Annotated in this window: 8 protein-coding genes and 1 CRISPR repeat array; of the genes, 2 read left to right on the top strand and 6 right to left on the bottom strand. The window is 68.2% G+C overall.

All coding sequences use genetic code 11. The annotated features are described in order from the left end of the window. Nucleotides 1-33: 33 nt before the first annotated feature. Nucleotides 34-549: direct repeats of the CRISPR family, unit length 28 nt; unit sequence GTTAACCCCGCGTAAGCGGGGATGATCC. A 415-nt stretch (nucleotides 550-964) separates the two neighbouring features. Then, nucleotides 965-2,086 (top strand): tRNA 2-thiouridine(34) synthase MnmA, encoded by a 1,122-nt coding sequence (gene mnmA / locus W5W_RS0114040; protein WP_017195864.1) that lies wholly within the window; start codon nucleotides 965-967, stop codon nucleotides 2,084-2,086. A 141-nt stretch (nucleotides 2,087-2,227) separates the two neighbouring features. Here the strand turns inward: mnmA and W5W_RS0114035 are convergent, their stop codons facing one another. From W5W_RS0114035 to W5W_RS0114025, 3 genes are read right to left on the bottom strand one after another with little or no spacing between them, the layout of a single operon-like run. Then, nucleotides 2,228-3,049 (bottom strand): hypothetical protein, encoded by an 822-nt coding sequence (locus tag W5W_RS0114035; protein ID WP_008731347.1) that lies wholly within the window; start codon nucleotides 3,047-3,049, stop codon nucleotides 2,228-2,230. Next, nucleotides 3,049-3,825 carry an ABC transporter ATP-binding protein gene (locus W5W_RS0114030; protein ID WP_017195863.1) on the bottom strand — a complete coding sequence of 259 codons (777 nt, stop codon included), beginning with the start codon at nucleotides 3,823-3,825 and terminating at the stop codon, nucleotides 3,049-3,051. The genes W5W_RS0114035 and W5W_RS0114030 overlap by 1 nt, the downstream gene beginning before the upstream one ends. Continuing rightward, nucleotides 3,822-4,208, bottom strand: coding sequence for a GntR family transcriptional regulator (locus W5W_RS0114025; protein ID WP_008731344.1), 387 nt, complete (start codon nucleotides 4,206-4,208; stop codon nucleotides 3,822-3,824). Before W5W_RS0114025 ends, W5W_RS0114030 begins: the two co-directional genes overlap by 4 nt. 457 nt (nucleotides 4,209-4,665) lie before the next feature. Between W5W_RS0114025 and W5W_RS0114020 the strand changes: the two genes are divergently transcribed. Then, complete coding sequence (locus W5W_RS0114020) at nucleotides 4,666-4,947, top strand: DUF1540 domain-containing protein (RefSeq protein ID WP_017195862.1); 282 nt, start codon at nucleotides 4,666-4,668, stop codon at nucleotides 4,945-4,947. A 149-nt stretch (nucleotides 4,948-5,096) separates the two neighbouring features. On the opposite strand, the gene W5W_RS15150 is transcribed toward W5W_RS0114020, so the two are convergent. The 3 genes from W5W_RS15150 to W5W_RS0113995 all read right to left on the bottom strand — a co-directional run bounded on the left by W5W_RS15150 (nucleotide 5,097) and on the right by W5W_RS0113995 (nucleotide 12,735). Next, nucleotides 5,097-5,978: a hypothetical protein gene (locus W5W_RS15150; RefSeq protein WP_017195861.1), complete on the bottom strand. Its 882-nt coding sequence runs from the start codon at nucleotides 5,976-5,978 to the stop codon at nucleotides 5,097-5,099. A 116-nt stretch (nucleotides 5,979-6,094) separates the two neighbouring features. Continuing rightward, entirely contained in the window at nucleotides 6,095-9,034 is a 2,940-nt protein-coding gene (locus W5W_RS0114000; protein WP_034499144.1) for a DUF4132 domain-containing protein, read from the bottom strand. Beyond that, nucleotides 9,031-12,735, bottom strand: coding sequence for a DUF4132 domain-containing protein (locus W5W_RS0113995; protein WP_238533368.1), 3,705 nt, complete (start codon nucleotides 12,733-12,735; stop codon nucleotides 9,031-9,033). Before W5W_RS0113995 ends, W5W_RS0114000 begins: the two co-directional genes overlap by 4 nt. Nucleotides 12,736-12,832: the final 97 nt, after the last annotated feature.

Below are 12,832 nucleotides of genomic sequence, written 5' to 3'. Positions count from 1 at the left end.
GGCTTCGGTGACCCTGGAGGTGCTAGACAATGGGTTAACCCCGCGTAAGCGGGGATGATCCCTCCGCTTCCCACCGGACTGAGTCCGGCCCGTCGTTAACCCCGCGTAAGCGGGGATGATCCGACGCAGTCTGGCCCGTTTACGCCACACACGAGGTTAACCCCGCGTAAGCGGGGATGATCCTCTATCCGTTTTTCACACAACCCGCACTGGAACGTTAACCCCGCGTAAGCGGGGATGATCCCTGTGTCTTTTGCTTGGGTTGGGACTGTTTGATGTTAACCCCGCGTAAGCGGGGATGATCCTGCGTCCTCATGAAGCTCCTCCGGCGCAGGAGTGTTAACCCCGCGTAAGCGGGGATGATCCGAGCGGGCTGCCCGCGCTGCCGCGGAGGCGGAGGTTAACCCCGCGTAAGCGGGGATGATCCTGGCCGACAGAGGAGAAAACCATGGCCTACGGCGTTAACCCCGCGTAAGCGGGGATGATCCCAAGCCTGAGCTGGTGGACCTGATCGCCGCCGAGTTAGCCCCGCGTAAGCGGGGATGATCCGCTCCGGTGTGGACACCCGCAGACGACGGACGTGTTAGCCCCGCGTAGCGGGGATGATCTGCATGAGGGTGAGTGGACATATCTGTATCAGCGATTTACCCCAACTCGCATGGGATGATTCGATCGGCATGCCGCAAGTTTCGCATACTCGGCCATTAATCCTACCCGAACAGAAGACGACTTTCTCAGAAGAAGAAATATATCTATGAATACCTAACACCCCCCACAAATAAAAACATGAATAACCCTCAAAATTAAAAACCGAAACATCTATTGATCTGCTCACCGTGATTACACGGCAACATTTACCCTTCTCCCCAGACCCCGCACCTCCTTTTGACCGTAGTCACCTACATCGCGGTAGTCTGCGTGCGCCATCTACCCAACTACCCATCCCAGAACCACAGGAGCCCCCATGCGCGTGCTCGCGGCACTGTCCGGCGGAGTGGACTCCGCCGTCGCCGCTGCGCGCGCCGTGGACGCCGGACACGACGTCGTCGGGGTGCACATGGCCCTCACCCGCAATCGCGCCCAGACACGCTCGGGCTCGCGCGGCTGCTGCTCCATTGAGGACTCCGCCGATGCCCGCTGGGCCGCCGAAATCCTCGGCATTCCCTTCTACGTGTGGGACTTGTCCGAGCAGTTCGAGGAGCGCGTCGTCGCCGACTTCCTCGACGAATACCGCGCCGGTCGCACCCCCAACCCCTGCGTGCGCTGCAACGAGCGGGTCAAGTTCGACGCCCTCCTGGAGCGCGGCCTGGCCCTCGGCTTCGACGCCGTCGCCACCGGCCACTACGCCCGCCTGACCGGCGGCGCCGCCTCCAGCCGCCCCGGCGAGACCACCGGCCTGACGCTGCGCCGTGCGGCCGACGCGGCCAAGGATCAGTCCTACGTCCTGGCGGTCTCCGGCCGCGAGGGCCTGTCCCGGGCCCTCTTCCCTCTCGGCGACGCCCCCTCCAAGGCGGATGTACGCGCCGAAGCCGAGCGCCGCGGCCTCCCGGTGGCCTCCAAGCCCGACTCCTACGACATCTGCTTCGTCGCCGACGGCGACACCCGCGGATTCCTCACCCGCAGTCTCGGCGTTCACGAAGGAGCCCTGGTCTCCCCCGACGGCGACGTCCTCGGAACCCACGACGGCTACTTCGGCTTCACAGTCGGCCAGCGCAAGGGCCTGGGCCTGACCCGCCCGGCCCCCGACGGACGGCCCCGCTACGTCATCGAGACCCGACCCGCCACCAATGAAGTCGTCGTCGGCCCCGAAGAACTGCTCAAGCGCAGAAGCATTGACGGCGACGGCCTGATCCTCCTGGCCGAGCCCGCCCCGCTCGACGACGGCGAGGTCGGCTGGCCGGACGTGACCGTGCAGGTGCGCGCCCATGGCCGCCCCGTGCCCGCCGACGTCGTCGTCACCCCCGGTACCGGGACGCTGCAGGCGCGGCTGCATCAACCTCTACGCGGCTTGGCGGCCGGCCAGTCCGTCGTCGTCTACGGCGGCGACTCCGGCGACCGAGTCCTTGCTCAGGCCACCGTGGCCTGAGCTGCGCGTCGCAAGACAAGAGTGTTCAGCCGACGATCCCCTGCCTGCCAGCGCGAAGGATAGGCGCAGCCGCACGGGTGATGCGCCGGTCCGGCATCAGCAGAAGAACCGATGCCGGACCGGCGCATCACGCCCCCCGCCTCAGCGCAGGGAGGTGTGCTGCTCGATCGCGCGCACCGCCCACCAGGTCAGCACTCCCGCCAGCACCGGCCCGATGGCCACGGACCCGACACCGATCACCGACGGCTGGGCGCCGGTTCGAAGCGCCTCAAGGAACTGCGGCCACATCATCTGGCTCGTGAAATCGCCGGTGGTGACATCCATGCTGAGCGGCACGAAGAGAACGGCAATCAGGGCAAGCACCTGATTGACCGCGTAGAGCAGGACGAGCCCGACCATGGGCGCCCCGAACCCGAGGTGGTTGAAACGGCCCTGCCCACCGATACTCATCACGGCACCGACCTCGATGACAAGCGAGAAGAGCCCGATGAGGACCAGCAGGATGAACAGGGTCGTCTTGCCCGCTCCGGCCGTCTCAATGGCCCAGAGCACCGGCCGGAGGACGTCGCTGGTGGTGGAGTCGATGCTGTGCGCGAACACGGCGAACCAGGCGATGAGACCGCCCAGGCAGATCACGCCCTCGACCAGCACCACTACGCAGGCGTAAAGGGCCTTGGCCGCGAAGTGCACCCGTCCGCGAACCGGGACGGCCATGGTGAGGTAACCGCGCTGCCCGTACATGGACTGCCAGTACTCGACGGCGACCTGAACCATGACGACGACCGGTATCGCGATGATCACCACCATGGATGCCACCTGCATGAGGCCGGCCAGTGCCGGCACGTCGGTCAGCAGCCACCACATGCCGAGGAACCCGAGCAGAATAAGGCAGCAAGCCCCTGTCACAGCGGCATTGCGCGCCAACTGGGTGCGGGCCTCCTCAATGAAGAGCGTGCGAAGCATCAGCGGTACTCCTTCCGGAACAGGGCGTCCAGGCTCGTGGAATGGGTCTGACGCAGATCGTCGGCATCGCCGGCCAGGAGCAGGCGACCGTCCTTGAGGAAGACGACGGAGTCGACGATCGGCTCGACGTCAGCGATGAGGTGAGTGGAGATGATCATGAGGGAATCCGATTCGAAGTCGCGCAGGACGCCGTCGAGGACGATCTCGCGGGCGGCCGGGTCCACACCGGAGATGGGCTCGTCGAGCAGGTAGACCCGGGCGCGACGACTCATCATCAGTGCAATGCGCAGCTTCTCCCCCATGCCCTTGCTCATCTCCTTGATGGAGCGGTCGGCGGGCAGAGCGAAGAAATCGACCAGCCGGCGGGCCTTGGCGGCGTCGAAATCGGCGAAGAGCCGGGAGAACTGAGCGATCGCCCGAGGCGGGGTGAGGCTGGTGGCCAGGAAGTCGGCGTCGGGCAGGAAGGACACCAGCGCCTTGGACTGCGGCCCGGGGGCATGCCCGGCGACGCGCACCTGACCCTCGTAGTCGGCCAGGACGCCGGCGAGAATCTTCAGCAGAGTGGTTTTGCCACAGCCGTTGGCGCCCATGAGGCCAACGATGCGTCCGGCGGGCAGCGACAGGCTCAGATCGCGCAGGGCAGGACGCCCGCGATAGGTCTTGCTCAGGTGGCGCACGGTCACCAGGGGCGGGGCGCCGTCCAGGGACGGAATGGTATTGAGGCGTGCATCGGAGCTTTGCGCATCCGACGGCGCCGCCGTCAGCGAGCTGCTCATGAGGGCTCTCCTGATTCGTCAGTGGTGGAAGCCGGCCACCGCTCGGCAAGGGTCTCGCCCGCTTGAGCGAGATCCATACCGATGGCGGTGACAGCGGCGATGAAGGTGTCCGTGGCGCCGACGGCGAGCTCACGTCGGACGGCGTCGAGCACCGCGGCATCAGCGGTGACGAAGCGCCCGGCTGTGCGCTCGGCAACGGTCAGGCCGCTGCGATCGAGCTCGGCGAGGGCGCGTTGAACGGTGTTGGGGTTGACTCCGGCCTGCGTGGCGAGATCGCGCACGCTGGGAATCCGGGTTCCGGCGGGCCAGATGCCGGTGACGATCCGCATGCGGAAGTCATCGACCAACTGGATCCAGATCGGACGCGAGTCGTCGATCGGCATAGGCCTTCCTTCGAGTGGGTGGATAGGACATGGGTAAGACATGGATAAAACACAGCTCATGAGCGCAGCCGGACGGCCTCGTCAGACCGTCTGTATGACTGCATTAATACAGTGACACAGATGATCGGGGTGGTCAAGCGGTAGGTGCGCAGGGCAGTCAGGGCGTAATGAGGACCCGCTTCTCCGGCTCCTTCGCCACCGCCGACGCACCGCACCGACGCCCCGACACGCAGGTTCGGCTCACCTGTTAAGCGAATTCCGAACGTATGTAAGAGGCCGCGCCCGCACCCTCCGGACACCGCGGTCCACACGTCGACGGAGAACGCTTTCTTCACTGAAATAACGCCATTTCAAGACCTCATGCATATGGCTGGACGAGCGTGTGTTGCCAGCCTCGCAGCCCGTCCCTACCGTGAATTACGTCAGTGATCGCACCTCGCTCAAAGGAGCATCCACCATGTCGACAGTCACCGCCATCAAGTCCTGTACCACCACTGCCTGCGCCTACAACCATGGCGGTTGCACCGCCTTCGCCATCACAGTCGGCGGCGACTCCGCCGCCCCGGCCTGCTCGACCTTCGTCAGTCTTGACGCCCGCGGCGGCCTGCCGGTGGCCGAGGGCCACGTCGGCGCCTGCCAGCGCCTGGAATGCGTCCACAACACCGACCTCATGTGCACCGCCGACGCCGTCACCATTGGGACGGACACGGCCACCTGCCTGTCCTACGAGACTCGCTGAGCGCCCTGGCAGCGCGACCCCTCGCGACCCCTGCGGCACAAGGTCGCACTCCTGGCGTCGCAGCGGTCGGGATACAGCGATGGGGAGGCCCGCAGCGGCCTCCCCATCACATCATGATCATGGCCCTTACACCGCAGTCGCGCGGACCCTCACGGAAGGAGCCCACCGACCAGTGCGTCTTGGACGAGGCGCCGCAGCTGTCGGCCGGCCTCGTGGGCGCGGGTCGTGCCGGCCGGGAGGAAGATCTGCAGGGTGTCGGTGCTCTCGCGCTGCAGCCGCAGCAGCGTAACGGTGTGAGGAGAGACGTCCACGCACAGCACCCGCCCCCACAGTGAGGCGGACAATCCATCGGACGGGCGCCTGGAGCAGGTGATCCCGGGAACACTGCCCTGTTCAACGCCGTCGCACAGCACCTCGAGTGCACCCTCTCCCAGGGCCTTGACCTCCTCCTGCGCGCTGAAGGTCTCAAAAGCGGACCACAGCAGGGGCCGGACACCCTTGGCCTCGGGATCGAGCACTTCCTCCATGGTGTGCCCGCTGACACCCATGGCGTCGTGAACCATGATCCGGCTCGTCTCGATGACGCCCAGGCGCCCGCCCGGTGCACTGGCAAGCTCGGCCAGCTCTGTCAACGGATCCTCCCCCGTGATCGCACAGTGGCACCCCGCCACTGAGCCGGACAGGACGGCATCGCTCTCGATGTCATCGAGCCAGGTGAGCACCCCCAGAAGGTGGACGGTGGCGGTGGTGATGCGCAGGCCGGGCTCGGCCGCCTCGAGGGCGACATCGAGGCGCACCTCGATCGGGCTCTCACATGGAACCTCGGCCATCGGATGATCGGCCGCCGGATGAGCGGCCACGATGATGCTCCCGGTGACATCAAGCGCGTGAAGAACGAGCTGGGCGGAGGCGTCGGCATCGAGCCGATAGGCCGTCAGAGAGGCGCAGCCGGCGCCGGACAGGAGGCGACGCGCCATGCGTCGTGAGGCGATGGCGGCCTGCGGCGTGCGACTCTCATTGGTGTACGTCACGGCTCTCCCTTCCCGGTCGCCACGGATCATTGAAGTAAGGCTAGCCTGGCAAACAGGCAAAGGCGAGTGAAGACCGCTCACCGGACGTTCCCGCAGTCGAATCGGGACCGATCCGGCTAACACTCCGATCCCCGCAAAGGGGCCTCCGCGCCGACATCCGCAGCAGCACCTGCGACAGGCGTGGCAGTCATGACAGTCGTGACAGCACGATAATCCGCATAGCACTCTGCCAGCAGGACGGGTGGCACCCGGTCCAGGGGCACCTCCCGTCGGCCACGGCACAGGCTCAGAGCGCCCGTGGTGGTCATCTCGTCTTCGGGGACGTACGCGCCGGCGAAGTCAATGACGCTGCGCAGGCCCATGTCCGGGAAGTCCTTGAGGAACGTGCTGTACCGGTAGATGTTCGAGGAACGGGCATAGCCGCGGGCCTCGGCCGCCCTGCGCAGCTCACGGGCGTCGATCAGCAGCCCCTCCCCGTCCCGGACCTTGGTCTGACCGGCAGTGACGTCAGGGGCACGAGCCGAGAACTGATCGAACAGGGGCTCAACCTCGTAGTCGGCCAGATGATCCCGCCAGGACGTCACCTCGGCATCGGTCAGGAGCATGGCGTGAGCGAGGCGGATGACGGCATGATCCGGCAGGTCCAGGGCGATGTCATCGACTCCGAGAAGCTCGCCGTCCTCAGTGGGGCGGAAGACCCTCGAATGCGCCGTGGAGCTATCCGGAGCACCGGTCCCGGGAACGCCCCGCCACCCGCTTCCACCATCGGGTTGGCTGTCAATCATCCACACCAGGCGGGTGACCAGATGTCTGGCGATCGGATGGGCGGCCAGCAGCTCGCGCCACCGGGCCGGCGTCCAGGTCCGTTCAGCGCACATGGCCTCGTACAGCCGGCGCGTCTGGGCGCTCAGAACGGCGCGCAGCTCCTTGCGCGCCGTGGCCAGGCTCGCCTTGGCCTCGGCGACGCGCTCGCGGTCCTCGGTCTTGCGGGGTGCAGGCAGGGACTTGCGGAGCCGCCCGTCGGCGTCGGTCAGGCTGATGGTCATCTCGGAGTTCAGGCGCCCGAGGAACTCGCGTTCCCCGTAGGACAGGTGCAGCAGGCCGTCGTCGGAGAACCCGACGGTAGGGATGCTGCGGTCGCCGAGTTCGGCGGGGCTCCAGCCGCGCTCGGCGGCGGCAGCGTCGGCCAGCGACCGGGCGAAGTCCCGCACCCGGGGAAGCCGGTGGCTCGCGGCCATGGCGAGCACCACCTGCAGGGCCTCGGGCGCCCGGTTGGCGGCGACGGCGGTCAGCACAGCCTCGGATTCGGCCCGCCAGGTGGCGTTGCGCCGCATGGCCGACCTCGCATCGGCGGCGAGGCGAGGGCCGTCCATCCCCGCGGCGAAGGCGAGCAGGCCCTTGGTCTTCAGGCTCTCGCCCTTCTTCACCTCCCGATTGCGGGCGATCCAGGATCCCACGACGACGGCGCTCAGCTCGCGGGCGTCGCCGGGTTGGAGCAAGTCGAGGTAGGCGGCGATCGTGCCGCGCCCATCGGGGTCCTTCAGGTTGTGGGCCAGGAGGACCCAGCGCTGCACGGTACCGGCGTCCAGGACGGTTCCGTCGGTCAGCCGCACGACCGGTAGCGCGTCGAAGGGGAACCAGGCCAGTGCCGCCAGGGCGCGGGGCCGCCGTCCGGGCGCCGCTAGGGCCTCGGCGGACACGAGGTCGGTGACGTCATCGCCGTAGGACACCAGGGCGCGCAGGATGTCACCGCGCACAAGCTGGTCCTTCTCCCCGGCGCGGGCCCGGCGCAGGTGCTCCACGCCGTCGGGGACACCCAGGTCGGCCAGCCAGGCGGCGCCGGCCCTGCGCACGGCGGCGTGCGGGCTCGCCAGAGCCTGGAGGGCGAGCTCGGCGGCCACAGGAGTCCGGGCGAGCAGCCTCTGGGCGAGGACGCGGTTGCCCTCGGAGCGCCCGACGGCCGCCTGCGCCAGGGCGGACAGGAGCACTGACGGCAGCGTGGGGGCGTAGGCGAGGGTCCGCAGCACCGCTCTCGCCAGGTACCAGTCCTCCATCGCCTCCAGAACCGACTCGGGGCTCTGGAGGACCCACGGCCAGGCAACCTCGGGCTCAGCGCATGTCAGGGCCCAATCGGCAGTCGTCTCCTGAGCCTGGTCGAGCGGCAGCCCGCCGCGCTCCAGTGCGTCCACGACGGCGCGCGGATCGGTGTCACAGCCCGAACGAGACTCCAGGAGGTGCCGCTCCACGCGCTCACCACAGGCTGCAAACAGGCGGGTGAGGTGGATGAGGTCGAGGCTGGGAGCCTCACGGGCGATCCACCAGACTCCGAGAGCGCGTATCGATGCGGGCGGCTCACTGGCACGCCCCTCGGCCACGGCGACGAATCCGTCCAGGTCCGAATCACTGATGTCCTGCGACGTCATGGCCGACTCCTGCCCCCAGCGGCTCGGCGACCCGGCACCGCCCCGTCCCTCCAGGGCCGCGCGCAGCTCATCGGCCGCCGGCGCCGCACTCGTGACGGGAAAGGGCGTGAAGGGCGGGAGAGGGACCGGCGCGTCCTCGGCAAGCGCGGACAGAATGCTCTCGCGCCCGCGCAGCTCGTCGGCGAGCGCCACCAGGTCGGGGCGCTCGGCGCCGAGGCGGACGAGGTTCTCTTCCCCACCGTCGCAGTGAAGGAGGAGGGTGATCGCCTCGTCGGCCCGGATCAGCGGGCTCGCTCGAAGTGCGTTGAGGAGTCCCCGGCGGCAGATATCGGGCGTGGAGGGCGCAGCGGACCCGACCTCGCCCAGCGCCTGAGCCGCAGCACGGCGCACCTCCTGCGCCCGGTCGACACTGAGCGCAGTCAGGACCAGGACCAGGTCGGGGGCGCTCGGAAGGGTCTCCTGAGCGGTGCGGACAAGAGCGAGCCTGTCCCCGATGGTGGGCGTGGGCGAGTCCGACGGATCCACCAGGTAGCCGCTCACCACCTGACGCAGGCCGTCGTCCAGGTCGTCCAGGGCTTCCAGGGCACGCGTCATTCGGTCGGTGACGCCCCAGGGACGGGATGACAGGCTCATGCGGGGACCTTTCCGCTGTGCTCGCTGTGATTGCTGGGATCGCTGTGATTGCTGGGATCGCTGCGACGACGGCTCGGGTCGGCCTCCGCGGCCGCATCCGCCACAGCGCGGTAGTCGGCATGGCACTCGGCCAGCAGGGCGGGCGGCACCTCGGCCGGAAGCGTCTCGCGGTGACCGCGACGGAAGCTCAGACCGCCCAGGGTGCAGCGAGTCTCCCCTTCCGGCAGATCCGCACCGGAGAATCCCAGGACTGCCGTCAGGCCCAGGGAGGTGAAGTCCTTGGTGTAGTCCACGAACCAGGGGCCACTGACGGTTTGGCCGTGCCGGTAGCCGCGCCCGGTCGCCGCCCGCCTCAGGACGAGGGCCGTGGTCTGCCGCCCGCTGAAGTCGTCGAGCCGACTCACGCCCGTCTCCACCCGGGGTGCGGTGGCGGTCAACTGGTCGAACAGCGGGGCCACCTCGTAGTCAGCCAGATGGCTCCGCCATGCGGCTACTTCCCGGCTGCCCATGAGGGTTCCGTGAGCCAGGCGGATGACAGCCTCATCGCTCAGCTCGACGATGGCGTCATCGGCATCCAGCAGTGCTCCGTCCTCGACGGGCCGGAAAGCCACCTGCTCGCCGCCACCGGGAGGAGCCATGAGCCACACGAGCCGAGTGACGAGCCGGCCCACCAGAGGGTGTCCGCGCAGCAGCGTCCGCCAGTCGGCACCGGTCCAGGTCCGTCCACCGCACATGGCCTCATACAACCGGGCGGACTGGAGGGTCAGGACCGATTTAGCGTCTTTGCGCGCTGCGCGCAGCTGCTTCTTAGCCGCATCAGCGTTGAGACTGCTCTCGGATACGCGCGCTTCGGGCAGGGTCTTGAGGGTCTTCCCGGAGGAATCGGTCAGCACGATCCTGAGCTCGGGAGTGAGCCGCCCGGTGAACTCGCGCTCCCCGTAGCTCAGGCGCAGCAGGCCGTCAGGATCGAGGCCACCGGTGGGAACGGTCCGATCCGCAAGCTCCTCAGCGCTCCAGCCGCGCCACTGCGCAACCTGCTCGACCAGGCCGACAGCGGTCTTCTGAATGGTGCGCATCTTGTGCCTGCTGGCAGTGGCCTGCAGCAGGGCGAGAGCATCGGGATGCCCGTTGGCCGCCAAGGCTGCCAGAAGAGCTGCGAGCTGGGCGCGGTGCCCGCCTTGGGGACGCTGCGCCTGACGCATGTAGGCGGAGACCGCAACCGCCAGTTCAGTGCCGTCCATGCGCACGGTCAGAGCCAACAGTCCCTTGTCGGCAATGGCGGAGCCCACGAATAGCCCCCGGTAGTGGCGCAGGGCGCGAGCAACGTGCTCCTCCAGAGGAACCGCGGCCTCCTGGCGCGCACGCTCCACAAGCCACTCCGGCTCCTTCGTTCTGGCGAGGTAGCGCTGGCAGGCGTCGTACTCCTGGCGTCCCGCGGTCTGGGCGCGGGTGCGGCACTCGTCCTCGCTGAGGCCTCGCGTGTCCTGCGCGATCCAGGCCTGCAGGATGTGAGAGCCAAGTGCCGCGGCGTCGGCGGGCTCGAGCCGGTCCAGGTAGAGCTCCCATAGGCCGCGACCGCTCGGATCTTTGAGCTTGTCGGCCATGATCACCCACCAGCGCACGATCTCGGGGGTGACGGCGCCCCCGTCGCGCCACCGCAGTGGTGGCAGGGCATCGAAGTCGAACCAGTCCAGCGAAGCCGGCGGCTTGCTCCTGAGCCCTTTGGCGGCCTCGGCTCCTAAGACCTCGGGTGACAGCAGATCGCCGGCGTCCTCGCCGCAGGCCACCAGCGCGTGCAGGATTGCCGCCCGGGCCGCCGGAGTCCTCTCCTTGGCGGCCGCCCTGCGCAGGGCGGGGATCGCCGCCGGGTCGGCAAGATCTGCGAGCCACTGCGCCGCGGCCTCACGGGTGGAGGCGGTACCGGTCAGCGACCGCTCCGCCAGCTCGCGCGCACCGGGGTGGGTGCGCAGAACCCTTTGCGCCAAGCGCCGGTTGGTGGCCGCGGCGCCCACGGCCGCGTCCGCCACCGCCGGCAGTAGCTGGGCGGGCAGGACGGGGAAGAACTCCAGAGCCTTCAGGGCATCGACCGCATCGGAGGTATCGCGCAGGCGCTCACCGACCAGGTCGGGATGGGTGGCCGCCCATGCCCAGATCTGCTCGGGATCGTGCCACTGCCACACCCACTGCACGAAGTCCGTGCCGATGGGAATGCCCGCCTCGAGCAGAGCCTGTTCGACGGTGCGCGGGTCGAGGCGGCGCGCGACATCGCCGTACAGCAGCCGTGTGACGCTCGGGTCGTCGGCGTGGGCCTGGAGCCGGCACAGGTGCAGCAGGCGCAGCTCGGGGCATGTGAGCAGCTCGTCCCAGATCGCGTGACCACCGGAGATGCCCAGGGGCTCATCGCTCGTGCCGTCGGCGATCGCCACAATGCGGTCGAGGATGTCGTCTGTGATCTTCTCCAGCTCGTACCGCTGGGACTTGAGGTAGAGGGCATCGGCGCCCGTCAATTCCTGGATTCTGGCAGCGATCCGCCTGCGCAGCACTGCTTTTGCGGACGCGGCCGAGGGCACGTCCAGAGCCGACTCGAAGGGAGGCACGTCGGGAGCCCGATCCGACTCCGCATTGGTCAGGAGCGTGTCGCGGCGTTCGGTCAACGAGCGCGCCAGACGAGCCGCTGCGGGGTTGACGGCGACGACCTCCTCGAGAATCCGCTCGCCCGCTGGCGTCGAGGCGAGCCAGGTGACGGCCTCTTTGAGGCGTGGCGTTCTGGTGGTGGCAAGCTGCTCGACCAGGGCAGCATCCCGCGCCCGGGCGGGCAGCTCGTCGAGCACAGTGATCGCCGCGCGCCGTACGGTGGCGGCGCTATCCACTGCCAGCATCGCCAGGAAACGTGGGCAGCCCGCAGCGGCCTGCGGGTGGGCACCCAGGCGCTTGGCGATGTCCGCCCTCGCCCTGGCGGACAGTGCGGTCAGTGCGTCGGCCGGGATCTGACCATCGTGCGCGGCCAGGTAGTCCTCGATGCCCGGGAGACAGTACTTGGGCTCCTCGGCCGACGCATATACGTAACCCCCATTCGCCTCGGCGATCCAGGCGAGGAGAATGACGGCGGGAACCTGCTCGGCGGGCGCGCCCGTGGCCTCAAACAGAGCCGCGACCGCCGTCGGGCTCCAACGCTCCCGCAGCTCCTGAGCGCTCCTCTTCTCGCTCTCACCCGGCGGGAGCATGTATCTGGCATAGGCAGCGGTCACGGCGACGTCGTTGAGTAGCGCGCACAGCCATTCGGGCACACCTGCAGCACACCGGTTGGGAGCGTCGCCGAGGGCGATGAGGAGCCGGCCGAAGCGCTCCCACTGCTCGGGCGTGAGGGAACCACGCAGGTAGAGCAGGGCTCGCAGAGAGCGCACAAGGCTCTCTTCCTCGGGTTCCCCGGGCTCGGGTCCAGCATGCCTTTCCGGAGCACTTACGCCGGCCGCGTGCAGGCGCCGACGCATCTGGGCGCTCAGCTCTACGTCCGGTTCGATCCTGCCGGGGTTGTTCAAGAGTCTGCGGACATCGCTCTGCGCCGGGATGTGCGGGAGCGCCTGCGGATCGGTGCTGTCCAGCACGTAGGCGACGGCGGAGGCATGCAGGTCGTCGCTGACGGCGCGCAGGGGCAGGAGCGCACGTCCGACGAGCTCGCGGGCGGGCGTCGTGTCAGTCATCTGCATTCCCCATTCCACCTGTCCATCTGTTAATTCCGCCTGCCAACCTTCTGCCGATCTCCCGGATGCGGAGCTTGAACGGGCGCCGCACAGGACT

Origin of the sequence: Actinomyces massiliensis 4401292 (genome assembly GCF_000269805.1) — a bacterium.
GTDB lineage: Bacteria > Actinomycetota > Actinomycetes > Actinomycetales > Actinomycetaceae > Actinomyces > Actinomyces massiliensis.
The sequence above is the reverse complement of the archived record's forward strand: the minus strand, read 5'-3'. Positions and strand labels throughout refer to the sequence as shown.

What these genes read in the sequence shown, in the direction of transcription:
- W5W_RS0114020 (WP_017195862.1), top strand. Translation starts at nt 4,666, where the DNA reads ATGTCGACAGTCACCGCCATCAAGTCCTGTACCACCACTGCCTGCGCC.
- W5W_RS0114025 (WP_008731344.1), bottom strand. Translation starts at nt 4,208, where the DNA reads ATGCCGATCGACGACTCGCGTCCGATCTGGATCCAGTTGGTCGATGAC.
- W5W_RS0114035 (WP_008731347.1), bottom strand. Translation starts at nt 3,049, where the DNA reads ATGCTTCGCACGCTCTTCATTGAGGAGGCCCGCACCCAGTTGGCGCGC.
- W5W_RS0113995 (WP_238533368.1), bottom strand. Translation starts at nt 12,735, where the DNA reads ATGACTGACACGACGCCCGCCCGCGAGCTCGTCGGACGTGCGCTCCTG.
- W5W_RS0114030 (WP_017195863.1), bottom strand. Translation starts at nt 3,825, where the DNA reads ATGAGCAGCTCGCTGACGGCGGCGCCGTCGGATGCGCAAAGCTCCGAT.
- W5W_RS0114000 (WP_034499144.1), bottom strand. Translation starts at nt 9,034, where the DNA reads ATGAGCCTGTCATCCCGTCCCTGGGGCGTCACCGACCGAATGACGCGT.
- mnmA (WP_017195864.1), top strand. Translation starts at nt 965, where the DNA reads ATGCGCGTGCTCGCGGCACTGTCCGGCGGAGTGGACTCCGCCGTCGCC.